The sequence below is a fragment of the Pseudomonas sp. R32 genome (assembly GCF_009866705.1).
GTDB lineage: Bacteria > Pseudomonadota > Gammaproteobacteria > Pseudomonadales > Pseudomonadaceae > Aquipseudomonas > Aquipseudomonas donghuensis.
This window is the reverse complement of sequence record NZ_CP019396.1, coordinates 3,220,438-3,244,004: the sequence shown is the minus strand read 5'-3', so window position 1 is coordinate 3,244,004 and position 23,567 is coordinate 3,220,438. Positions and strand designations below refer to the sequence as shown.

The following is a 23,567-nucleotide window of genomic DNA, read 5'->3' as shown; positions in this document are numbered from 1 at the left end:
GCATGGCCAAGCGCATCCGCCCAGCCGCCTTTATCGATGATCCGCTGTGGTACAAGGACGCGATCATCTACCAGGTACACGTCAAGTCCTTCTTCGACTCCAACAACGACGGCATCGGTGACTTCCCCGGCCTGATCGCCAAACTCGACTACATCGCCGAGCTTGGAGTCAACACCCTGTGGCTGCTGCCGTTCTACCCCTCGCCACGCCGTGACGATGGCTACGACATCGCCGAGTACAAGGCGGTGCACCCCGACTACGGCACCCTGGCCGACGTCAAGCGCTTCATCGCCCAGGCGCACACGCGCGGCTTGCGGGTGATCACCGAGCTTGTCATCAACCATACCTCCGACCAGCACCCGTGGTTCCAGAAGGCCCGCCACGCCAAGCCCGGGAGCAAGGCCCGGGACTTTTATGTGTGGTCCGACAGCGACCAGAAGTACGACGGCACGCGGATCATCTTCCTCGACAGCGAGAAATCCAACTGGACCTGGGACCCGGTGGCCGGCCAGTACTTCTGGCACCGCTTCTACTCGCACCAGCCGGACCTCAACTTCGACAACCCGCAGGTGCTCAAGGCGGTGCTTGGGGTGATGCGCTACTGGCTCGACCTGGGCGTCGACGGCCTGCGCCTGGACGCCATCCCTTACCTGATCGAGCGTGACGGCAGCAACAACGAGAACCTGCCCGAAACCCACCAGGTGCTGAAAAAGATCCGCGCCGAAATCGACGCCAACTACCCCGACCGCATGCTCCTGGCCGAGGCCAATCAATGGCCGGAAGACACCCAGCTGTACTTTGGCGAAGGGCAGGGCGATGAGTGCCATATGGCCTTTCACTTCCCGTTGATGCCGCGCATGTACATGGCCGTGGCCCAGGAAGACCGCTTTCCAATTACCGATATCCTGCGCCAGACCCCGGAGATTCCGAGCAACTGCCAGTGGGCGATCTTCTTGCGCAACCACGATGAGCTGACCCTGGAAATGGTCACCGACCGTGAGCGCGACTACCTGTGGAACTACTACGCCGAGGACCGCCGGGCGCGGATCAACCTCGGTATTCGCCGCCGCCTGGCGCCGCTGCTGCAACGCGACCGGCGCCGGGTCGAGCTGTTGTGCAGCCTGCTGCTGTCGATGCCCGGCACCCCGACCCTGTATTACGGCGACGAGATCGGCATGGGTGACAACATCTACCTGGGGGACCGCGACGGTGTGCGCACACCCATGCAGTGGTCGATCGACCGCAATGGCGGTTTCTCCCGCGCGGACCCGGCGCGCCTGGTGCTGCCGCCGATCATGGACCCGCTGTACGGCTTCCAGTCGGTCAACGTCGAAGCCCAGGCCCATGATCCGCACTCGCTGCTGAACTGGAACCGGCGCTTGCTGGCGGTGCGCAAGCAGCAGAAGGCCTTTGGCCGCGGCACGCTGAAAATGCTGTCGCCGAGCAACCGGCGGATCCTGGCCTATCTGCGCGAGTACACCGGCACCGATGGCAAGACCGAGATCATCCTCTGCGTGGCCAACGTCTCGCGCGCCGCACAAGCGGCAGAGCTCGAACTTCAGCAGTATGCCGACAAGGTGCCGGTGGAGATGCTCGGCGGCAGTGCCTTTCCGCCGATCGGCCAGTTGCCGTTCCTGCTGACCTTGCCGCCCTATGGCTTTTACTGGTTCCTGCTGGCTGACAAGGATCAGATGCCCAGTTGGCACGTCGAGCCGGCCCAGAGCCTGCCGGAGTTCACTACGCTGGTGTTGAAAAAGCGTATGGAGGAACTGCTGGAGGCGCCGTCGCGGGCCATCCTGCAAGACAGTGTGTTGCCGCAGTACCTGCCCAAGCGCCGTTGGTTTGCCGGCAAGGAAACCGTGATCGAACACGTGCAGATCGCCTATGGCGTGCGCTTCGGCGCGCCCACCAGCCCGGTGTTGCTCAGCGAGATCGTGGTGCAGGGCGGCGGTCGGAGCAGTCGCTATCAACTGCCGTTCGGCCTGATCGCCGAAGAGCACCTCAACAGCCCGGCGCCGCAGCAGCTGGCCTTGGCGCGGGTTCGCCGCGGTCGCCAGGTGGGCTTGATTACCGACGGTTTTGTCCTGGAAAGTTTCGTGCGCGCGGTGCTTGCCGGCTGCAAGGATGGCCTGCGCTTGCCGTGCGGCGAAGGTGAGCTGCGTTTCGAGGCCAGCGGGCAACTGGCGGCCTTGAACCTGGGTGAGGACGCTCAAGTGCGCTACCTGAGCGCCGAGCAGTCCAACAGCTCGGTGGTGGTCGGTGGCAGCCTGGTGCTCAAGCTGATCCGCCGGGTCAACCCCGGGGTGCACCCGGAGCTGGAAATGAGCGCCTACCTGAGCGCCGCCGGCTTTGCCAACATTTCGCCGCTGCTGGCGTGGGTGAGCCGCGTGGATGATCAGGCGCAGCCGCACCTGCTGATGATCGCCCAGGGCTACCTGAGCAACCAGGGCGACGCCTGGGACTGGACCCAGAACAACCTGGAACGGGCCATTCGTGACGAGATGGAGCCTTCGAGCAAGGACCAGGACGTGCACACCGATGCCCTGCAGGACCTGGCCGATTTCGCCGCCTTGCTGGGGCAGCGCCTGGGTGAGATGCACCTGCTGCTGGCCGCGCCCAGCGCAGATCCTGCGTTCCAGCCGCGGGCCAGCAACCGGCGCGACAGCCAGGCCTGGAACAAGCACATCAGCGCCCAGCTGAGCCGCGCCCTGGACTTGCTGCAGGAACACCGCGCCAGCCTCGACAGCGACAGCCAGGCCCTGGTCGACGACCTGCAACAGCAGCGCAAGCGCCTGCTCGAGCACATTGGCGAACTGAGCAAGCAGGCGCTGGGCGGGCTGCTGATGCGTGTGCACGGCGACCTGCACCTGGGCCAGGTGTTGGTGGTCCAGGGCGACGCCTACCTGATCGATTTCGAGGGTGAGCCGGCGCGGCCGCTGCAACAGCGGCGGGCCAAACACAGCCCGTACAAGGATGTCAGCGGCGTGCTGCGCTCCTTCGACTATGCTGCAGCGATGGTGCTGCGCAGTGCTTCTGCTGTCGACCTTTCCGAGGCTGCCCGTCAGGCCCGTCAACGTGTTGCCCGCCGTTACCTGCACCAGGCCCGGCATGCCTTCATCGAAGCCTATGGCCTGGCCAGCGCGGCCATGCCCCATGCCTGGGAGCACGGCGACGGCGAGCAGGCGGCGCTGGCGTTGTTCACGCTCGAGAAGGCCGCCTATGAAATCCTCTACGAAGCCGAGAACCGTCCGCATTGGCTGGCTGTGCCTTTGCATGGCCTGCATGGTCTGATCAGTACCTGGGGAGAGCAGTAAATGACTCAACGCAAGCGCGAGGAAGGCGGGCTGGGGCAGCGTGATATCGACGCCCTGGTAAACGCCGAACACGCCGACCCGTTCGCGGTGCTCGGTCCGCACCCGGATGGTGCCGGAGGCCAGTTTGTCCGCGCCTATTTGCCCAATGCCCTGAACGTGCGGGTGTTGGCGCGCGACGACAGTCGTGTCCTGGCCGTGCTGGAGCAGGGCCCGGTACCGGGGTTGTTCATCACCCGTCTGGCGGAGCAACAGCCGTACCTGTTGCAGATCAACTGGGCCGGCGGTGAGCAGGTCACCGAAGACCCTTACAGCTTCGGGCCGGTGCTCGGCGACATGGACCTTTATCTGTTCGCCGAGGGCAATCATCGCGACCTGTCCGGGGCCATGGGCGCGCAACCGGTGAAGGTCGAAGGCGTCGACGGCGTGCGCTTTTCAGTGTGGGCACCGAATGCCCGGCGGGTGTCGGTGGTGGGTGATTTCAACAATTGGGACGGGCGCCGACACCCCATGCGCCTGCGCCACCCGTCCGGGGTCTGGGAGCTGTTCGTGCCGCGCCTGCAGGCCGGCGAAGCTTACAAGTATGAAGTGCTCGGGCGCGAAGGCATCCTGCCGCTCAAGGCCGACCCGCTGGCTCGCGCTACGGAACTGCCGCCAAGCACCGCCTCGAGGGTCGCAGGTCCCCTGGCCCACGACTGGCAGGACCAGGACTGGATGCAGCAGCGTGGCGAGCGCCAGGCCACCCATGCGCCGCTGTCGATCTACGAGCTGCACGCTGGCTCCTGGCAATGCGAGCTGGACGACAACGGCGAAGTGGCGCGTTTTTACAACTGGCGCGAACTGGCCGAGCGCCTGGTGCCTTATATCCTGCAGCTGGGCTTTACCCATATCGAGCTGATGCCGATCATGGAGCACCCCTTTGGCGGCTCCTGGGGCTATCAACCGCTGTCGATGTTCGCGCCCACCGCGCGCTATGGCACGGCCGAGGATTTTGCCGCCTTTATCGACGCCTGCCACCAGGCGCGCATCGGCGTGATCCTTGATTGGGTGCCGGCGCATTTCCCCACCGACAGCCACGGCCTGGTGCGTTTCGACGGCACCGCGCTGTACGAGTACGACAACCCGCTGGAGGGCTTCCATCAGGACTGGGATACGCTGATCTACAACCTCGGCCGTACCGAAGTGCACGGCTTCATGCTGGCTTCGGCGCTGCACTGGCTCAAGCACTTTCATATCGATGGCCTGCGGGTGGATGCTGTCGCCTCGATGCTCTACCGCGATTATTCACGCAAGGCCGGGGAGTGGGTGCCCAACCGCCATGGCGGGCGCGAGAACCTCGAAGCCATCGACTTTTTGCGTCACCTCAACGACGTGGTGGCGCTGGAAGCCCCCGGTGCCCTGGTGATCGCCGAAGAGTCCACGGCCTGGCCGGGCGTCAGCCAGCCGACCCAGCAGGGCGGCCTGGGCTTTGCCTACAAGTGGAACATGGGCTGGATGCACGACACCTTGCACTACATCCAGAACGACCCGATCCATCGCACCTATCACCACAACGAGATGAGCTTCGGCCTGATCTATGCCTATTCCGAGCATTTCATCCTGCCGATCTCCCATGACGAAGTGGTGCACGGCAAGCACTCGCTGATCGACAAGATGCCCGGCGATCGCTGGCAGAAGTTCGCCAACCTGCGCGCCTACCTGACCTTCATGTGGACCCATCCGGGCAAGAAGCTGCTGTTCATGGGCTGCGAGTTCGGCCAGTGGCGCGAGTGGAACCACGACAGCGAGCTGGACTGGTATCTGCTCAAGTACCCCGAGCACCTGGGCGTGCAGCGCCTGGTCAGCGACCTCAACCGCCTGTACCGCGAAGAGCGTGCCTTGCACGAGCAGGACTGCCTGCCCCAGGGCTTTCAATGGTTGATTGGCGATGATGCACACAACAGCGTCTATGCCTGGCTGCGCTGGAGCGCTGACGGCGAGCCGCTGCTGGTGGTGGCCAACTTCACCCCGGTGCCGCGCGAGGGTTATCGCATCGGTGTGCCGTTTGGTGAGCGCTGGGCCGAGGTGTTCAATAGCGATGCCGAGGGCTATGCCGGGTCCAACTACGGCAACCTCGGCGAGGTGGCCAGCCAGGCGTTGCCCAGCCATGGCCAGCCGTTGTCGCTGGGGTTGAACCTGCCGCCGTTGGGGGTGTTGATCCTGCGACCGCAGTGATTGCCATCGCCGGCAAGGCCGGCTCCCACAAAGGGCCTGCATGCAGCGAACCTGTGGGAGCTGGCCTTGCCAGCGATCGAGCGCGAAGCGCTCGCATCACCACCGTACCCTGATCCCCAGGTTGCCGATCAGCCCGTTCAGGTCATTGTCATCGACATTGCTGCTGTAATCGGCACTGACAAACAGCGCCACCTTTGGCGTTACCCGTGCCACCAGGCCCAAGCCCAGTTCGACCGTGGCGGAATTGCGCCCGCTGCTGATCTTGTCGACCTTGTCCAGGCTCAGGGTGTCGGCGTTGGAGAAGTCATACCAGACGTTGGTGCGCACGAACGGTTCGATCGGCATGCCGCGTACGTTGTAATGCGCAGACAACTTGGCACCGACCCGGCCGGTCCAGTTCGGTTGCTGGTCGAACGCCTCCTGGGTGTCGGTCTGGGTCTGGCTGCCCGGAAAGTACTGCTGGTTGATCAACTGTGCTTGCGGCTCGAGGGTCCAGTTGTTACCCAGGCTGATGGGGTAGCCACCTTCGACCGACAGGGTCAGGGCATGGCCGTTGCCATCCAGGCGCTGGCCGGTTTCGCTGCGGCCATTGATATCGAAGCGAGTGCCCATGGCCACGGCATCCAGGTGCCAGCCCTGATCGTGGGTCATGCTCCAGTACACACCCAGGCTTTGTCCGTCGAGGTTGAGGACGCTTTCCTTGTTGCCGACCTGGGGTTTGCGCAGGCCGTCAAAACCGCTTTGCAGGTTGCTGTGGCCGACAAAGAAACCGGCACGGTGAGTATTGCCGCCACTGGTTTCACGAATGAACAGGTCCGGGCTGATCTGCAGACTCTGGTTCGATATGCCGAGGTTGTCGACTTCCGGGCTCGGGGTGCGGACCGGGGTCGGGAAAAACTGCGCCCACTGGCTGGCGATAGGGTCGGTCGCGGCCGGGGCGTGGCGCTCGGCCAGGCGCTCGGAAAACGCCCCGAGGGTGCTCAGGCCCAGGCCGCTGGTGCTGACCGGGTTGAGCGAGAGTACAGGCTGAGCCTGCACCAGGTTGCTGAACGGTTCGTTATCCTCCAGGCCCAATGCATGGGTTTCCAACGGGGTTGCCAGTAGCAGCGACGTGGAAACCGCATAGAAAACATACTCAAAGCCCGTAGGATTCGGAGTTTTTTTCATAGCGGATATCCTCTGTTTTTATAGCCAGGGTTCTGGCCTGATGTCACGGGCTGTAAGGCAAAACCAGAGGGCGACCCAAACCAGCAAACCGGTCCCTGCCGCGCGCTGAAAAGCGCGCGCTAGAGGCTCGGAATGGAATCTGCAATTGCTGCATTACTTCTAGCTAAGGAGAGGAGCGGGCGGGCGTCAAGAAAGCGTGAAATAACTGTTATCAAACTATTAGTGGTGGCAATACATTGAAATAAAACAAAAATTCACATTCGATAGCCGCAACTGCTCTTTCCAGCGTCACGGCTATGCCGAATGATTGCTAAAGCTGCACTTCCACCGCCAATGGCAGATGATCGGAGAGGTGGCTCCAGGGCTTGTTGCCGAGGATTTGCGGGGCATGGCTATTGGCGTTGCGCAGGTAGATGCGGTCCAGGCGCAACAGCGGCAGGCGCGCGGGGTACGTGCGGGCGAGCAGGCCATGATGGCGCTCGAAGGCTTCGTGCAGGTCGCGGTGCAGGTTGAGGGTGCGATTGCCACGCAGTTGCCAGTCGTTAAAGTCGCCGGCGATGATCACCGGGGCATCGGCCGGCAGCGAATCGAGCAGCCGGCGCAGCAACTGCAGCTGTTGTTGCCGATGGCTTTCGAGCAACGACAGGTGCACGCAAATGGCATGCACCTCGCGCTGTCCGGGTACATCCAGCACGCAATGGAGCAAACCGCGGCGCTCGGGGCCGGTAATCGACACGTCGAGATTACGGTGCTCGATGATCGGGTACTTGGACAACAGCGCATTGCCGTGATGGCCGTCCGGGTACACGGCGTTGCGACCGTAGGCGAAATCGCTCCACATACTGTCGGCCAGAAATTCGTACTGCGAAGTCGGCGGCCAACTGGCGTAGCGTGCGGCATGCCGGTCGTGGGAACCGAGCACTTCCTGAAGAAACACAATGTCGGCGCGGGTACTGCGCACCGCTTCGCGCAGTTCGGGGAGGATGAAGCGGCGGTTAAAGGCGGTAAAACCCTTGTGGGTGTTGACGGTCAGCACCTGCAGGCGCTTGACCGCTGCAGCCTGGCGGGCGGTAGCTGTATGGCGGGTGTCCGATTCAGCGCTCACGGTGACTCCTGTTCGACCCATCTATAGCATCGGACTTGCCGGGGTACGTGCAGTTCCCCGGCAGTCACGCATCGTCGTCACGGTACAGCTCGAGCAACACCAGCGAGCGACCGCTGACCTGAAACTCGCTGGCAAAGGCATGCTGCTCGTCTTTGCGCAGGTGCGGCCGGTCGGTGTCGACCAGGCAGTTCCAGTATTCGCCCTCCGGCACGCCGGGCAGGGTGAAGGCCACCGTGTCGTGATGAGCGTTGACGATCAGCAGCAAGGTGGCGTCGGCCCCCGGGCGCAGGATGCCACTGACCTGGGCGCGGCCATCCATGAGCATGCCCAGGCAGCGCCCGTGGGCGTCCTGCCATTGCTCGACGCTCATTTCGCTGGCGTCCGGCGCCAGCCACGTGACATCCTTGACCCCGATCGCCTCATTGTAGTCGCCGACCAGAAAACGCGAACGGCGCAGCACCGGGTAAGTCAGGCGCAACGTGGTCAGGCGCTTGACGAACTTGAGCAGCGCGGCGCCGTCGTCGTCCAGCTCCCAGTTGACCCAGCCGATCTCACTGTCCTGGCAATAGGCGTTGTTGTTGCCGTGCTGGGTGCGGCTGAATTCGTCACCGGCAACGATCATCGGCGTACCCTGGGCCAACAGCAGGGTGGCGAACAAGTTGCGCATCTGGCGCAGGCGCAGGGCCTTGATTTCGGGGTCGTCGGTGGGGCCCTCGACGCCGTGGTTCCAGGACAGGTTGTTGTTGCTGCCATCCTGGTTGTCTTCGTCGTTGTCCTCATTGTGCTTGTCGTTGTACGACACCAGGTCGCGCAGGGTGAAACCGTCGTGGGCGGTGATGAAGTTGATCGAAGCATAGGGCCTGCGCCCGCGGCGGTTGAACAGCTCGCCGGAGGCGGTCATGCGCGCGGCAAAGTCGGCCAGCTGGCCTTCGTCGCCTTTCCAGAAGGCGCGCACGGTATCGCGAAAGCGGTCATTCCATTCCGCCCAGCCGGGAGCGAAGTTGCCCACCTGGTAACCGCCGGGGCCGCAATCCCAGGGCTCGGCAATCAGTTTCACCTGGCTGAGCAACGGGTCCTGACGGCAGGCGACAAGAAAACTGTGGCGCTCGTCAAAGCCCTGGTGATAACGGCCGAGGATGGTCGCCAGGTCAAAGCGAAAACCGTCCACGTGCATTTCCCCGGCCCAGTAGCGCAGCGAATCGGTCACCAGCTGCAGCACGCAGGGGTGGCTGAGGTCGAGGGTGTTGCCGGTGCCGGAATCATTGACGTAGAAGCGCTTGTCGTCGGGCATCAGGCGGTAGTAGGAGGCATTGTCGATGCCGCGCATCGACAGGGTCGGGCCCAGCTCATTGCCCTCGGCCGTGTGGTTGTAGACCACGTCGAGGATCACCTCCAGGCCGGCGTCATGCAGGTGTGCGACCATCTCCTTGAATTCGGCGATCTTGCCGTTGGCCAGGTAACGCGGGTGCGGGGCAAAGAAGGCAATGCTGTTGTAGCCCCAATAATTGTTCAGGCCCTTTTGCAGCAGGTGCTGGTCGTTGACGAAGGCGTGAATCGGCAGCAATTCGATCGACGACACTCCCAGCTGTTTGATATGGCCGAGCAGTTCGTCGCACATCAGCCCGGCGAAGGTGCCACGGTTGGCCTCGGGGACTGCCGGGTGGCGCATGCTGATGCCACGTACGTGGGCTTCGTAGAGGATCGTCCGCTCCCAGGGAACGCCTACGCGCTGGTCGCGGCCCCAGGTGTAGGCCGGGTCGATGACCTTGCACTTGGGCACGAACGGCGCGCTGTCGCGTTGATCGAAACTGAGGTCGCCATCAGGGTGGCCGATGGTGTAGCCGAACAGTGCCTCGGACCATTTCAGGCGGCCGACCAACTGCTTGGCATAGGGGTCGATCAGCAGTTTGTTGGGGTTGAAACGGTGGCCGTTTTCCGGGGCGTAGGGGCCGTGCACCCGGTAGCCATAGATTTGCCCGGGGTGGGCGTCGGGCAGGTAGCCGTGGAAGATCTCGTCGGTGTATTGCGGCAGCTCGATGCGCTCGAGCTCGACCTCGCCGCTGGCATCGAACAGGCACAGCTCGACCTTGGTGGCATTGGCCGAGAACAGCGCGAAGTTGACCCCCAGCCCATCCCAGGTGGCGCCCAGGGGGAAGGGCAGGCCTTCACGGATGCGCGAGGGTTCGGGGTGGACTTCGGCGGCGGGCTTGGCTTTGCGGATGGTCATTTGTGCTCCTTGATGAGGCTGGGACTGCTCTGCAGCCCATCGCCGGCAAGCCGGCTCCCACAGGATTCGGTGCAAGCAGCCCCTGTGGGAGCTGGCTTGCCAGCGATGCTTTCAACGGCTTAAGCCAGCGGCGGCTTCTTGGCAGCCCTGGGCTTCTTCGGCGCCGCCGTAGCGCCGGCCGGCTTGGCCTTGCCGGTGCTGGCCGGCGGCGCCTTGGCGGGTTTGCGCGGTGTCACCTTGGGCGCCAGCGCTTCGGCTTCGGCGAGCTTGCGCGCCATGTCCCAATGGCGCTGCTCCTGGCCTTCGGGCCGGCCTTCCGATTCCCAGATCTGATAGGCGAATTCACGGATACGTTTTTCTTCGACACTCATCTCGACGCTCCTGAGGACTTAATGATGTTCAATGAACAGATTGACCGGAAACTCCTTGAGTGCAGTACTCAGCCACAGCTCCTGTGAGGCTGAGACTGCGCCTGTGGCAAACAGTCCCGAGCAATTGGCAGGCGACAAGGCAAACGGCAGGATCAGCCGGGTATCGTCCCAGTTCTGTGCCGGGATCAGGGGTATTGGCGACTGTGCAAGCAAGCCCCAGGCCAGGCGTGGCACGACAACAATGGCGTGCTCGTCGGCACTCACCCGGGCAAACGCCAGGACCCGCTCGGCGTGCCTGCCGCGCACTTCAACGGGCAGGTAGCGACCGCGCAGGAACAACAGGGGGTACTGTTGACGCCACTCCAGCACCTGGTTGATCAGCGCCTGTTTGACCCGACCGCTGCGCCAGTCCTGCAGCAGTTGCGACGTTGTGGTGCCGTCCCCCAGCGCCTGGCGGCGGCGGGCAAAATCCACCGGCCGGCGGTTGTCCGGGTCGACCAGGCTCAAGTCCCAGAATTCGTTGCCCTGGTACAGGTCGGGCACCCCTGGCGCAGTCATGCGCAGCAGGCATTGGGCCAAACTGTTGAGGGCCCCCGGGCAGGCGATCGCTTGCGCCGCCTCGGCCAGGGAATGGCGCAACTGCTGACTGGCGCGCTCCAGCAGCAGGGTATCGATAAAGTCCAGGCAGGCCTGCTCGTAGGCCTCGTTCGGTGCGCTCCAGCTGCTGCGCAGCTTGGCTTCGCGCAGGGCTTTGCGCTGCCATTGGCGCAGGCGCTCGGCAAAGGCTTCCAGGGCCAACGGATCGTTCTCGTCGAGCTCCAGCGGCCAGCTGCCGAGCAGGGTCTGATACAACAGCAGTTCATCACCGGCGCCAGGCGCCTCACCGTCGGCCAGGGTGCAGCGCAAGGGGCTGGCAAGTTCGCGCCAGTGTTCGACCCGGCTGGCAAACCAGCTGCTGCGCTCGCTCAGCACCGCCAGGCGCGCGCGGGTGTCTTCGCCGCGTTTATGGTCATGGGTGGCGGTGGTGAGCAGGTTGTCCGGGAACTGCTCCAGGCGCTCGCTGCAGTGCTGATGGAAGTCCTCGACCGGGGCGCTGAAGCGCTCGGCATCAAAGCCGACATCGTTGCGCGACAGCAGCAGAGCCGAACGGTATAACGCGGTGTCTTCCACGGCCTTGGCGGCGGTGGGTGACGTCAGTTGCTGGAAGCGCACGCAGGCATGACGGCGGTGTTTGCGTGGCCGGCCTGGCGGCAACTGGCGCCAGGGTTCGCCGCCGAGCCAGCGCTGCAGGTAATCGAGCACCGGCCAGTCGGCTTCGCTCAGGCACTGGCGAGCGCCACGCAGGGCCTGCTGGAAAAACGCTTCGTCTTCGCTGGGGCGCCCGCAGGCATTGATGTAGGTGCGGTACACCGGGTAGTGCTCGATCAGGGCCTGCACGGTGCGGCGGATGGCGCCGAAGGTCAGGTCGCGGCTCATCAGGTCGTCGCGGGCTACCTGCAACAATGCCTGGGCCACCGACTCGAAATCGCCGGCCAGGCTGCCATTGAGGATCTGCTGGCGGGCCAGGCGCACTTCCTCGGTAAAATCCGGGCGATCGCTGAGTGCGCTCCACAGCGCGGCCAGTTCACCTTCGCCGTCCGGGTCATGCTGCAGCAGCGAGACCTGGTTCATGAACTCATAACCGGTGGTGCCGTCGACGTGCCAATCGCGGTGCAATTGCTCGCCGGCGCCGAGGATTTTCTCGACATAGATCGGAAAGTGCTCCAGTGCCGCCTCCAGTGGGCGCTGGGCCAGCAGCCCGTCGACCCGGCGGCGCAGCTTGCGGCAGTAGCCTCGCGGGTCGGCCAGGCCGTCGATGTGGTCGATGCGCAACCCATCGACCAGCCCGCGGCCGATCAGCTCGAACACCTTGCCGTGGGTCGCTTCGAACACCGCTGCGCGCTCCACGCGCAAACCGCCCAGTTCGTTGACGTCGAAGAAACGCCGCCAGTTGATGTCGTCGCCGGCGGTGCGCCAGCTGGCCAGGCGATAGGGCTGGCGCTCGAGCAGCGCGTGCAGGCGCTGGAAGCCTTCTGGCGTGCGGCTGTCGAATGCACTGAGCAGATTGTCCAGGGGCTGCTGCCTGGACAGCGCGGCCAGCTCGGCCAGCAGCGGCCGGGCGCGCACCGGCGCATCGGCAGCCGTGCGCAGGCTCTCCAAGCGTGCGCCCAGCGCCTGCAGGGCGGCGCCACCATTGGCGAGAATCACCCCGTAGTCGGCCGGGCAGATCGGAAAGCGGTGGTGGTGATGCTGGATATGAAACTGCCCAGTAGCGGCATCGAACTGCAGAGGGATTTCACCGCCTTGCAGCATCGCACCGTAGTCACTGGCCAGAAACGGCAGCAACAACTGGCCTTCGAGCAGCGGGTCGGGCGAGTGCCACTGGATGTCGAAGAATTCGGCATAGCGGCTGCGCCGGCCCCAGGCCAGCAGGTCCTGCCACCAGGGATTGTCGCTGCCGACCGCCATGTGGTTGGACACCATGTCGAGGATCAGGCCCATGCCGTGCAAGCGCAGCGCCGCCACCAGCCGCACCAGCGCCGCTTCGCCGCCGAGCTGCGGGCTGACCTGGCCGGGGTCGACCACATCGTAACCATGGCGCGAGCCGGGGCGGGCGCGCAGCAACGGCGAGGCATACAGGTGGCTGACCCCTAAGCGGGCGAAGTAGGGCACCAGCGCGGCGGCGTCGTCGAGGCTGAAGTCAGCATGAAACTGCAGGCGCAGGGTGGCGCTCAGGGCTTTCATCGGTCACGCTCCCAGGCTTGTTCGCGAGCCTGCGCCAGCAGCTCCAGGCGCCGCGCCGCGTCCTCGTCGTCGAGCAGGGCAGTGGCCGGCAGGGCAAAGCGCCGGCGCCAGTTCGGGTGGCTGTTGGTGGTGCCCGGCAGGTTGGGTTGCTCATCGATGCCCAGCAGGTCTTCCAGCGGGACCAGCACCAGCGGCGCGCGGGTATGGCCGAGGTAGCGGATGCTGGCATCGATCAGGGCGTCGCTGTCTGCCAGGGGTTGGCCGTAGTTGTGTTCGAGGATCCGCCGCAGGCCCTGACGCTCGTGCTGGCGGGTTTCGCGCCAGTGGCGTTCGGTGATGCCGTCGATCAGGGCCAGGCGCTGGTTCCAGTCAATATCGCGGGCCTCCAGCCAGCCGGCCAGCGTCGGCAGGTCATGGGTGCTGGTGGTCGCCAGGGCGCTGTCGGGCCAGTCGAGGATGGGCTTGAAGTGGCCGGGCGGGTCCTGTTCGAACAGCAGCACGCGCATGCCGAGGATCGCCCGTGCGGCGAGTTTCTCGCGCAGCCCTTCAGGGACGGTGCCGAGGTCTTCGCCCAGCACGATTGCCTGGTGTCGCACTGACTCAAGGCTGAGCAGGCGCAGCAGGTCATCGAGTGGGTAGTGCAGGTAGGCACCCTCGGCCGGGCTTGCGCCTTGCGGGATCAGCCACAGGCGTTGCAGGCCCATGACATGATCGATGCGCAGGCCCCCGGCATGGGCGAAGTTGGCTCGCAGCATTTCGATAAAGGCGCGGTAGCCGTTGCGCCGCAGGCCTTCGGGCGAGAAGGCGCAGATGCCCCAGTTTTGCCCGGTACGGTTGAGGATGTCGGGCGGGGCGCCGACATTCAGACCCGCCAGCAGCTCGTCCTGGCGGCTCCAGGCCTGGCTGCCGGCGCCGTCGGCTCCCACCGCCAGGTCAGCGATCAGGCCGATGCTCATGCCGTTGCTGCGCGCCGCATCCTGGGCGCGCTGCAGGCTGCGTTCGATCAGCCATTGGCAGAAGGCGTGAAACTCCACCTCCTCACTGTGCTGGCGGGCGAAGGCGCTCACCTGCGGGCTATGCGGGTCGTGCCAGGCGGCGGGCCAGCCGCGCCAGTCCTGGCCGATATCGCGTTTGAGCGCATGCTCGAGCAGCACCTCGAAGCGGCAGTGGCGCTCCAGTGCGGGCCCAGCGTGCTGGCGATAGCTGCTGAAATCGGCGAACAACGGGTGCTCAGCGGCGATGAAGTCGCGATACAGCGCGCGCAGCAGGCGCTGGCGAAACGACGCCGCCTGCGGCCAGTCGATCAGTGGCAATAGTTCAAGCTGCTCAAGCGGGTCGTGCAACTGACAAGCCTCAATGGCCATGCGCACCGCGCGGTCCCCCAGCAGCGCCGCGGGGCTGGCATACAGGCTGTTGAGAAACAGCCGGCTGGACGGCGAGTAAGGGCTGTAGCGCTGGGTGTCGCTGGCGAACATGGCGTGCAGCGGGCTGATCGCCAGGGCATCGGCGCCACGTTCGGCGGCGCTGCGCACCAGGGCTTCGAGGGCCAGGCAGTCGCCATAGCCGCCGTCGTTGGGGCGACGCAGGCTGTACAACTGGGCGCTCAGCCCCCAGCAGCGCGGTGTTGGTGTGCCGAGGGCATCGGCAATGCTGTAGCAGCGTGCGGGCGCTACGGCCAGGGTGAAGTGCTGCTGGTCGATCTGCACCTGGTGATAGCCGATAGGCAAGCTACCGGCAAGCCTGGCCTGGTCATCCAACTGCAGCTGTTGTTCGCTGCCATCCTCAAGCAGCACCCGGCACGGCATCGACGCCGGGAAATAGCCTGCCAGCTCCAGTGGCTGGTGTTGGTCAACGGTCAACAGCGGCGGCAGGTGGCGGGCATCGTGGGCACTGAGCAGGGCCTGGATGCTGGCTTCGATCGCCTCGACGCTATCGGCCGGATGGCCAAGCCCGGCCAGCACCCGCTGCAGCGCCGGGTCGCTGACCCGCTGGGCGCGGCCGTTGGCGTCGATCCAGTCCACGGCCAGGCCCGCCAGTTCGGCCAGTTGCTGCAAGCGAGGGTCAGTCATGGGCAGGCTCCGCTGGGGTGGTCGGCATCAGGCTGACCAGGGTGGTGTAGGGCGGCAGGTGCGTAGTGCCGACGCAAGCCTCGCTGCAGGTGAACAGTCGCGCAGCGTTATCGGGCAGGTCGGCACGTTGCGAGGTCGGGCCAAGGTTCAGGTCGATACGCAGCACGCCGCCGCTTTTCAGCTGCCAGCGCACACTCAGGGCCTGCGGCCCCAGCACCCGGGCACCGAGGGCGCGGATACCAGGCAGGTGCGGGGCGATGTGCCGGGCGCGCAGGGCCAGCAGTTCACGGTATAACTGTAGCCAGGGTTGCTGGCGCGATTGGGGCGGGCGCGGCCTTGAGGCGTTGAAGGTGGTGACGGCGTTGGGGTCGGGAATCCGCGCCCGGGTCGCGGCGTCGGCAAAGGCGGCAAAACTGGCGAACTCGGCCCGCCGGCCTGCGCGCACGGCATCGGCGAGTTCGTCGTGATGATCGGTAAAAAAGACGAAAGGTTGCTCGCAGCCCCATTCATCGCCCATGAACAGCAGCGGGATCATCGGTGCCAGCAGCAACAGGGTGGTGGCGGCCCGCAAGGCGGGTAGCGGGCACAGCTGGTTGAGGCGCTCGCCGAATGCGCGATTGCCGATCTGGTCGTGGTTCTGCAGGAACAGTACAAAGGCGGTAGGCGGCAAATGGCCGCTGGGCTCGCCGCGGGGGCGGCCGTTGCGGTCGGGCTGGCCCTGGAAGACGAAGCCCTGGCTCAGGCAGCGTGCCAGTTTGTCGATGGTCGATTCGCTGTAATCGGCGTAGTACGCCTCCTGCTCACCGGTCAGTAGCACGTGCAGGGCGTTATGGCCATCGTCGTTCCACTGCGCATCGAAGCCCTGTTCGAGCAGGTGTGACTGGTTATGTTCGTTCTCAAGGCTCAGCCACACCTGACGCCCGGGAGCGATGTCATTGCGCACCCGGCGTGCCAGCTCGGCGAGAAAATCCGGCTCATCGATGGCGTGCACGGCGTCCAGGCGCAGGCCGTCGATGCGGTAATCCTGCAGCCACATCAGGGCGTTTTCGATAAAGAAGTCGCGCACCTGGCGGCGGCGAAAATCGATCGCCGCGCCCCAGGGGGTCTTGCGATCTTCGCGGAAAAATCCGCTGGCATACTGGCCGAGATAATTGCCGTCCGGGCCGAAATGGTTGTAGACCACATCGAGCACGACCATCAGGCCATGGCCGTGGGCCTGGTCAATCAATTCGCGCAGTTGCATCGGGGTGCCATAACTGTGTTGCGGGGCAAACGGCAGCACGCCGTCATAGCCCCAGTTGCGTTCGCCCGGAAACTGTCCGACCGGCATCAGCTCGATCGCGGTGATACCCAGTTCGGCCAGGGCTGGCAAGCGTTCGATCACTCCGGCATAACCGCCGCACAGGCCGACGTGCAGCTCGTAGATGACCGCTTCGTGCCAGGGGCGTCCGTGCCAGTCCGGGTGCTGCCAGCGGTAGGCGGCAGGGGCCAGCAGCGCGCTGGGGCCGTGCACGCCTTCGGGCTGGTGGCGCGACGCCGGGTCGGCGACGCTTAGCTTGCCGTCGATGCGATAGCGATAACGGCTACCGGCGCGGCACGCGAGCCGGCCGATGAACCAACCGTCAGCCTGTGCCGGCAAAACTTCACGCCGCCCCGACGCGAACTCGACATCTACCCGCTGCGCGTCCGGAGCCCAGAGGGCAAACCGGGCGCTGTTGCTGTCCAGCATCGCGGCCCCGTGAGTCGCGCGCTCCTGTGACCTAAAGGGCATACCTGCCACCTCGCGTTCAGCGTGGGGTTGCACGGGCGTTTTCGACCAGTTCCTCGTAGAGACGGGCATAAGGCTCGACAGCCTGGCACCAGTTGAAGGGTTGGGTCATGGCCAGGCAACGCATGGCGTTGAGCAGGTTTTTTTTGCTGTACACGTAGAACGCCCGGCCCAGGGCTTCGCGGTAGCTGTCGACGGTGGGCTCATCGAACAGAAAGCCGGTCACGCCATTTTCGATGGTGTCGGCCAGGCCGCCGGTGTTACGCGCCACCGGCAGTGAACCGAAGCGCTGGGCGTACATCTGGCTCAGCCCGCAGGGTTCGTAGCGTGATGGCATCAAGAGGAAGTCGCTGCCGGCGAACATGCGTCGGGCATCGGTTTCATTGAAGCCAATACGCACGCCAATCTGCCCGGGATGGCGCAGGGCAAGTTCGCGCATGGCCTGTTCTTCTTCCGGTTCGCCACGGCCGATGATCGCAATCTGGCCCCCTTGGCGCACGATGTATTCGGCCACCCCCAGGGTCAGGTCCAGGCCCTTTTGATACACCAGGCGCGAAACCACGGCGAACAGCGGCCCGCTCGAAGGTTCGAGGTCGAACAGTTCGCGGACCTGCCGGGAGTTGGCGGCCTTGCCTTGCCAGTCGTTGAGGCTGAAGGGGTGGGCCAGGTGCGGGTCGCTGGCCGAGTCCCAGCTTTCGTCAATGCCGTTGGGGATGCCGCTGAGCAGGCCTTGCTGGGCCTTGCTGGCAAGAAAGCCATCCAGCCCGCAGCCAAATGACGGCGTGGTGATTTCCCGGGCGTAGGTGGCACTGACCGTGGTGATGTGGCTGGAGTAGGCGAGGCCGGCCTTGAGGAACGACAGCTTGCCATAGAACTCCATGCCTTCCTGCTGCAGGGCATGATCGGGGATCGCCAGCTCCGGGCAGCAGGCGCGGCTGACCACGCCCTGGTAGGCCAGGTTGTGAATGGTGAACAGGGTCGGGGTCTGCAGGCCGCGCCAGTGCATATAGGCCGGGGCCAGGCCCGCCGGCCAGTCGTGGGCGTGGACCAGGTCGGGCTTCCAGTGGACCATGCCTTCACCGGCGGCGATTTCCGCGGCGGCCAGGCCCAGGCGGGCGAAGCGGATGTGGTTGTCGGGCCAGTCGCGACCGTTGTTGGCACCATAGGGGGTGCCTTCGCGCTGGTACAGCTCGGGGCAGATCAACACATAGATGACCAGGCCATCGGCCAGGTCCATGCGTCCGATCTTGCACGGCGGCAAGGCCGCGTGGCCGCCCAGCTCGCCCACCAGGTGGATCGGGTTGTCGCTCTCCAGCACCTGCGGGTAACCGGGAATCAGCACCCGCACATCGTGCAAATGGCGCATGGCCCGCGGCAGCGCCGCCGAGACATCGCCCAGGCCGCCAGTCTTGACCAGGTCGGCGATTTCCGAGGTAACGAACAACACCTTGCGTTTGTGCGATGAATGTCTGGGGTCAGCACCCAGTGCCTTGGCTGTCGGCGTGAACTCCGCTCCAAGCGGCTCACGCGTATCCGGGGTGAAATGCTCTACATGAGGTTCGACAGCGGCACTGATCATACGTCTCTCCGTCCCTAAGTGGTGCGGGCGTGGGCGCCCGTTGTTGTTTCTTTACCGATACTGTTCTCTGTAAGTGATGTTGCCTTGCGTTCCATGCCCCGAAGCCAAGCGCACAAGCGCTACGCAAGCCGGCATCCTGCCGACGGCGTGGTGACAATATGGGGTGGGTGGGCCGCGTCCGTTGAAGCGGAATCGATGGCCTACTTAGTTCCTGACCTACCGCAATTCCAGAAGTTTCGACTAATTTCAGTCGAGTTTTCCGGGCGATGTCTGGCCGAGTACCGAGTGTAGGAGAGATATCGTGAAAAATGTGACCCGCTGGTCATTTTTGCAGAGGGGAAAACCTGCTGCCCCTGGACCGCAGGTCATGGCGCAGGTTCAGCGTGCGGCGGCAGCGAGGAGTGATGGCGGCTGATCGGCCACTGCTGGCCATTTTCTGTACGCCACGCTAATCGTCAGGCGCGGGTTGGCACCTGGCCGTCCTGGGCTTGCTGCAGGAGCAGATTCAGTTGGGCGACTTGTTGTTGCAACTGGTCGCGCTCCTCCTTGAGGCGACGCAGCTCGTCGCGGCGAACCGTCACGTAGAGGGTCTGGGCAGGCATTTTTGGCAGAAGGGTTCCCATTGCACACCTCGCATAGGGTGGGTCGTTTTTCTAACAGCGTAGCTGCTGGATCGGCGGCGATTCTGAATTCTTTTCGCGGTCATTGGAACTTTTTTGTTTCTGGTTGTCTTGCCGTTCGTCGCTGAACCAAGTGGGCGACGGCTGGACTAACCTTGAAGGCCTGAACCGGCATTTTTCATTCCAGGGGAGCATCGCACATGCAATTGGGAATCGTGGGGCTGGGCCGCATGGGCGGCAATATTGCGCGGCGCTTGATGCGTGGCGGGCATCGCATGGTGGTGCATGACCGTGATCGCCAGGTGGTGGAAGCCCTGGTCAAGGACGGCGCCAACGGCGCCCATGACCTTGGCGCGCTGGTGGGCAAGCTGGACAAGCCGCGGGCGGTGTGGGTGATGCTGCCGGCCGGTGCGGCGACCGAGCAGACCATTGCGCAACTGGCCGACCTGCTCGACGCCGACGACGTGATCATCGACGGCGGCAATACCTTCTACAAGGACGACATGCGTCGCGCCGCCGAGCTTGGCAGGCGCAACCTGCACTATATCGACGTCGGTACCTCGGGCGGCGTCTGGGGCCTGGAGCGCGGCTACTGCATGATGATCGGCGGCGAGCAGGCGGTGGTCGATCGCCTCGATCCGCTGTTCGCCACCCTCGCCCCGGGCGTTGGCGACATCCCCCGCACCCGTGGCCGCCAGGGCCCGGCCGGGCGTGCCGAACAGGGTTATATCCATGCCGGGCCCGCAGGTGCCGGGCACTATGTGAAGATGATCCACAACGGCATCGAGTACGGCCTGATGCAGGCTTATGCCGAGGGCTTCGACCTGCTCAAGAGCAAAGGCAGCGATGCCTTGCCGGCCGAGCAGCGCTTTGACCTGAACCTGGCCGAGATCGCCGAAGTGTGGCGCCGTGGCAGCGTGGTCACCTCCTGGCTGCTCGATCTCACCGCCGATGCCCTGGTGGCCGATCCGCAACTGGGCGGCTACAGCGGCTCGGTCGCCGACAGCGGCGAAGGACGCTGGACCATTGATGCGGCCGTCGAGCAGGCAGTGCCGGTGCCGGTGTTGTCCAGCGCACTGTTCGCCCGCTTCCGCTCGCGCCAGCAGCAGGGCACCTACGCTGACCGCATGCTGTCGGCGATGCGCTTCGGCTTTGGTGGTCACGTCGAGAAGAACGCCGAATGAGCAAAACACAGATCGAAGCGGCCCCGCCTTGCAACCTGTTTCTGTTTGGCGCCAATGGCGACCTGGTCAAACGCCTGCTGATGCCGGCGCTGTACAACCTGAGCCGCGATGGCTTGCTCGACAAAGGCCTGCGGATCATCGGCGTCGACCACAACGCCGCCACCGACGGCGAGTTTGCCGCACGCCTGGAAGCCTTCATGCGCGAGCGTGACAAGGCCAGCCAAGGCGCCAGCAAGTGCCTGGATGACAAGCTCTGGGCGCGCCTGGCCAAGCGCATTGGCTACCTGACCGGCGACTTTCTCGACCAGGCGACCTACCAGGCCATCGCCGAGCGCATCCGCAGCAACCCTAGCGCCAACGCGGTGTTCTACCTGGCCACCTCGCCGCGTTTTTTCAGCGAAGTGGTGCAGCGCCTGGGCGCCGCCGGCCTGCTCGACGAAACCGACGGCTTTCGCCGGGTGGTGGTGGAAAAACCCTTCGGCTCGGACCTGGCCAGCGCTGAGGCGCTCAATACCTGCCTGCTCAAGGTCATGAGCGAAAAGCAGATCTACCGTATCGACCATTACCTGGGCAAAGAAACGGTCCAGAACATTCTCGTCAGCCGCTTTTCCAACGGCCTGTTCGAAGCCTTCTGGAACAACCACTACATCGATCATGTGCAGATCACCGCCGCCGAAACCGTCGGCGTTGAAAGCCGCGGCGGGTTCTACGACAACACCGGCGCCTTGCGTGACATGGTGCCCAATCACCTGTTCCAGCTGCTGGCCATGGTCGCCATGGAGCCGCCAGCGGCCTTTGGCGCCGATGCGGTGCGCAGTGAGAAAGCCAAGGTCATCGGGGCGATCCGGCCCTGGTCGAAGCACATGGCCCTGAAGAATTCGGTGCGCGGCCAGTACAGCGCCGGCAAGCAAGGGCGCAAGAAAGTCCCTGGCTACCGCGAAGAACCGCGGGTCGAGCCCGACAGCAACACCGAAACCTTCGTCGCCCTCAAGGTGATGATCGACAACTGGCGCTGGGTCGGCGTGCCATTCTACCTGCGCACCGGCAAGCGCATGAGCGTGCGCGACACCGAGATTGCCATCTGCTTCAAGCCGGCGCCCTACGCGCAGTTTCGCGACACCGAGGTCGAGCGGCTCAAGCCCAACTACCTGAAAATCCAGATCCAGCCCAACGAAGGCATGTGGTTCGACCTGCAGGCCAAGCGCCCGGGCCCGGCCCTGGCCATGGAGAACGTCGAGCTGGGCTTTGCCTACAAGGACTTTTTCAAGATGCAGCCGTCGACCGGCTACGAGACGCTGATCTACGACTGCCTGACCGGCGACCAGACGTTGTTTCAGCGTGCCGACAACATCGAGAACGGCTGGCGCGCGGTGCAGCCGTTTCTCGATGCCTGGAAGGAGGGCGGCGAGGTGCAGCCCTATGCCGCCGGCGAAAATGGCCCGACGGCGGCGGATGAGTTGCTGGCCCGGGACCGGAGGGTCTGGCACCGCATCGGGTGAAACCCATCGCGGGACAAGCCCGCTCCTACAACCAGTACGTCACCGCCCACCAGCCCAGCCCACCCATGACCACGGTGTAGGGCAGCGCCATCCACACCATGCGCCCGTACGACAGGCGAATCAGCGGCGCAATCGCCGAGGTCAGCAGGAACAGGAACGCCGCCTGGCCATTGGGCGTGGCCACGCTCGGCAGGTTGGTGCCGGTATTGATTGCCACCGCCAGGGTCTCGAAGTGCTCACGGCTCATGCCGCCGTTGACAAACGCCTGCTTGACCTCGGTGATATAGATAGTGGCGACGAACACGTTGTCGCTGATCGCCGACAACAGGCCGTTGGCGATAAACAGCATGCCTGGCTGCTGATCGGCCGGTAGCGCCAGCACCCACTGGATCAGCGGGGTAAACAGCTGCTGCTGGTGAATCACCGCCACCACGGCAAAGAACACCACCAACAGCGCGGTAAACGGCATGGCGTCCTGGAACGCGCGGCCCAGGCGGTGTTCGTCGGTGATGCCGGTAAAGGCGGTGATCAGCACGATCACCAGCAGGCCGATCAGGCCCACTTCGGCCACATGCAGGCCCAGGCCGATGATCAGGATCAGCGCCGCCAGGCCCTGCACCAGCAGCGCGGCACGCTGCTGGGTGGTGCGCTGGGCGTCGTCTTCGGCGGCATAGGTGGCCAGCACCTGGCGCACGGTGTCCGGCAGCAGGGTGCCGTAGCCGAACCAGCGCAGTTTCTCCAGCAGGACACAGGTGACCAGCCCGGCCACCAGCACCGGCAGCGACACCGGCGCGACCTTGAGGAAGAACTCGGCGAAGTGCCAGCCCATTTCGTGGCCGATCAGCAGGTTCTGCGGCTCACCCACCAGGGTGCACACGCCGCCCAGGGCGGTACCGACAGCCCCATGCATCAGCAGGCTGCGCAAGAACGCGCGAAACTGCTGCAGGTCTTCGCGGTGCAGGTGAGCGATCTGCTGGTCGCTGTCCAGGTCGGACTCTTCCCGCGGGTTGCCGCCGGAAGCGACCCGGTGATACACCGAATAAAAGCCCACCGCCGCGCTGATGATCACCGCCGTGACCGTCAAGGCATCGAGAAACGCCGAGAGGAACGCCGACAGAAAGCAGAACAGCAAGGCCAGCAGGGTCTTGGAGCGCACCCCCAGCAGGATGCGCGAAAACAGGAACAGCAGCAGGTCTTTCATGAAGTAGATGCCGGCGACCATGAACATCAGCAGCAGGATCACCGGAAAGTTGTGCTGCAGCTCTTCATACAGCGCTTGCGGCGTGGTCATGCCCAGCAACAGGGCTTCGACCATCAGCAGGCCGCCGGGCATCAGCGGGTAGCACTTGAGCGCCATGCCGAGGGTAAAGATGAACTCGATCACCAGCACCCAGCCGGCCACCACCGGGCCAAAGGTGAACAGCAGCAGGGGATTGAGCAGCAGGAACAGGCACAAGGTGGCCTTGTACCAGCGCGGCGACTGACCGAGAAAATTGTGGGCCAGGGCGCCGGCCAGGGAGCGGGACATGAAAATGTATCCTTATGATTCAACAGCTGGGCAAAGTGCCGCATGTGTGAACGGAGATCAAGGTAAAAGTCCCGGTTTTGGCACAAGCGCGGCCTTGGCGCCGACGGCCACCTTGTTATAGTCCTGCGATCAACCTCGCCG

14 protein-coding genes are annotated in these 23,567 nt (G+C 64.5%); 4 read left to right on the top strand and 10 right to left on the bottom strand.

Going from position 1 to position 23,567, the window contains the following annotated elements:
• Positions 1 to 2: 2 nt before the first annotated feature.
• Both treS and glgB read left to right on the top strand, forming a co-directional pair.
• Positions 3 to 3,314 (top strand): maltose alpha-D-glucosyltransferase, encoded by a 3,312-nt coding sequence (gene treS / locus PspR32_RS14975; protein WP_100783335.1) that lies wholly within the window; start codon positions 3 to 5, stop codon positions 3,312 to 3,314.
• Positions 3,315 to 5,525 (top strand): 1,4-alpha-glucan branching protein GlgB, encoded by a 2,211-nt coding sequence (gene glgB, locus PspR32_RS14970; protein WP_100783336.1) that lies wholly within the window; start codon positions 3,315 to 3,317, stop codon positions 5,523 to 5,525.
• A gap of 96 nt (positions 5,526 to 5,621) precedes the next feature.
• Here the strand turns inward: glgB and PspR32_RS14965 are convergent, their stop codons facing one another.
• The 9 genes from PspR32_RS14965 to PspR32_RS26180 form a co-directional block, all read right to left on the bottom strand.
• The gene (locus tag PspR32_RS14965) at positions 5,622 to 6,692 is read right to left on the bottom strand and encodes an autotransporter domain-containing protein (RefSeq protein ID WP_159388796.1); all 1,071 of its coding nucleotides are present in this window, start codon (positions 6,690 to 6,692) and stop codon (positions 5,622 to 5,624) included.
• Positions 6,693 to 7,002: 310 nt separating this feature from the next.
• Positions 7,003 to 7,818 carry an endonuclease/exonuclease/phosphatase family protein gene (locus tag PspR32_RS14960; protein WP_249684659.1) on the bottom strand — a complete coding sequence of 272 codons (816 nt, stop codon included), beginning with the start codon at positions 7,816 to 7,818 and terminating at the stop codon, positions 7,003 to 7,005.
• Between the two features lie 43 nt (positions 7,819 to 7,861).
• Positions 7,862 to 10,024, bottom strand: a complete 2,163-nt coding sequence (gene glgX, locus PspR32_RS14955) for a glycogen debranching protein GlgX (RefSeq protein WP_159388795.1) — start codon at positions 10,022 to 10,024, stop codon at positions 7,862 to 7,864.
• Between the two features lie 119 nt (positions 10,025 to 10,143).
• Positions 10,144 to 10,395, bottom strand: a complete 252-nt coding sequence (locus tag PspR32_RS14950; protein WP_010223739.1) for a DUF2934 domain-containing protein — start codon at positions 10,393 to 10,395, stop codon at positions 10,144 to 10,146.
• 18 nt (positions 10,396 to 10,413) lie between these two features.
• On the bottom strand, positions 10,414 to 13,179 hold the full coding sequence (locus PspR32_RS14945) for a malto-oligosyltrehalose synthase (RefSeq protein ID WP_159388794.1): 2,766 nt from the start codon (positions 13,177 to 13,179) through the stop codon (positions 10,414 to 10,416).
• Positions 13,176 to 15,248 carry a 4-alpha-glucanotransferase gene (malQ, locus tag PspR32_RS14940; protein WP_036995197.1) on the bottom strand — a complete coding sequence of 691 codons (2,073 nt, stop codon included), beginning with the start codon at positions 15,246 to 15,248 and terminating at the stop codon, positions 13,176 to 13,178. The genes PspR32_RS14945 and malQ overlap by 4 nt, the downstream gene beginning before the upstream one ends.
• Positions 15,241 to 17,019 carry a malto-oligosyltrehalose trehalohydrolase gene (gene treZ / locus PspR32_RS14935; protein ID WP_232531736.1) on the bottom strand — a complete coding sequence of 593 codons (1,779 nt, stop codon included), beginning with the start codon at positions 17,017 to 17,019 and terminating at the stop codon, positions 15,241 to 15,243. The genes malQ and treZ overlap by 8 nt, the downstream gene beginning before the upstream one ends.
• A 16-nt stretch (positions 17,020 to 17,035) precedes the next feature.
• Positions 17,036 to 18,595: a glycogen synthase GlgA gene (gene glgA, locus PspR32_RS14930; protein WP_010223733.1), complete on the bottom strand. Its 1,560-nt coding sequence runs from the start codon at positions 18,593 to 18,595 to the stop codon at positions 17,036 to 17,038.
• A 455-nt stretch (positions 18,596 to 19,050) separates the two neighbouring features.
• Positions 19,051 to 19,218 (bottom strand): DUF6026 family protein, encoded by a 168-nt coding sequence (locus tag PspR32_RS26180; RefSeq protein ID WP_010223732.1) that lies wholly within the window; start codon positions 19,216 to 19,218, stop codon positions 19,051 to 19,053.
• A gap of 170 nt (positions 19,219 to 19,388) precedes the next feature.
• On the opposite strand from PspR32_RS26180, the gene gnd reads away from it, so the two are divergent.
• Together gnd and zwf are read left to right on the top strand one after the other, a co-directional pair.
• On the top strand, positions 19,389 to 20,399 hold the full coding sequence (gnd, locus tag PspR32_RS14925; RefSeq protein ID WP_257792415.1) for a phosphogluconate dehydrogenase (NAD(+)-dependent, decarboxylating): 1,011 nt from the start codon (positions 19,389 to 19,391) through the stop codon (positions 20,397 to 20,399).
• Positions 20,396 to 21,898, top strand: coding sequence for a glucose-6-phosphate dehydrogenase (gene zwf, locus PspR32_RS14920; RefSeq protein ID WP_010223729.1), 1,503 nt, complete (start codon positions 20,396 to 20,398; stop codon positions 21,896 to 21,898). Before gnd ends, zwf begins: the two co-directional genes overlap by 4 nt.
• Before the next feature lie 25 nt (positions 21,899 to 21,923).
• On the opposite strand, the gene nhaB is transcribed toward zwf, so the two are convergent.
• A complete protein-coding gene (gene nhaB / locus PspR32_RS14915) occupies positions 21,924 to 23,426 on the bottom strand; it encodes a sodium/proton antiporter NhaB (RefSeq protein ID WP_159388792.1) in 1,503 nt (500 codons plus the stop codon).
• Between the last annotated feature and the right edge of the window lie 141 nt (positions 23,427 to 23,567).

Excerpts from the sequence above, each read along its gene's own strand:
- glgX (WP_159388795.1), bottom strand. The coding sequence starts at position 10,024 with ATGACCATCCGCAAAGCCAAGCCCGCCGCCGAAGTCCACCCCGAACCC.
- PspR32_RS26180 (WP_010223732.1), bottom strand. The coding sequence starts at position 19,218 with ATGGGAACCCTTCTGCCAAAAATGCCTGCCCAGACCCTCTACGTGACG.
- treZ (WP_232531736.1), bottom strand. The coding sequence starts at position 17,019 with ATGCCCTTTAGGTCACAGGAGCGCGCGACTCACGGGGCCGCGATGCTG.
- malQ (WP_036995197.1), bottom strand. The coding sequence starts at position 15,248 with ATGACTGACCCTCGCTTGCAGCAACTGGCCGAACTGGCGGGCCTGGCC.
- PspR32_RS14945 (WP_159388794.1), bottom strand. The coding sequence starts at position 13,179 with ATGAAAGCCCTGAGCGCCACCCTGCGCCTGCAGTTTCATGCTGACTTC.
- glgB (WP_100783336.1), top strand. The coding sequence starts at position 3,315 with ATGACTCAACGCAAGCGCGAGGAAGGCGGGCTGGGGCAGCGTGATATC.
- nhaB (WP_159388792.1), bottom strand. The coding sequence starts at position 23,426 with ATGTCCCGCTCCCTGGCCGGCGCCCTGGCCCACAATTTTCTCGGTCAG.
- zwf (WP_010223729.1), top strand. The coding sequence starts at position 20,396 with ATGAGCAAAACACAGATCGAAGCGGCCCCGCCTTGCAACCTGTTTCTG.
- glgA (WP_010223733.1), bottom strand. The coding sequence starts at position 18,595 with ATGATCAGTGCCGCTGTCGAACCTCATGTAGAGCATTTCACCCCGGAT.
- treS (WP_100783335.1), top strand. The coding sequence starts at position 3 with ATGGCCAAGCGCATCCGCCCAGCCGCCTTTATCGATGATCCGCTGTGG.
- PspR32_RS14960 (WP_249684659.1), bottom strand. The coding sequence starts at position 7,818 with ATGGGTCGAACAGGAGTCACCGTGAGCGCTGAATCGGACACCCGCCAT.
- PspR32_RS14950 (WP_010223739.1), bottom strand. The coding sequence starts at position 10,395 with ATGAGTGTCGAAGAAAAACGTATCCGTGAATTCGCCTATCAGATCTGG.
- PspR32_RS14965 (WP_159388796.1), bottom strand. The coding sequence starts at position 6,692 with ATGAAAAAAACTCCGAATCCTACGGGCTTTGAGTATGTTTTCTATGCG.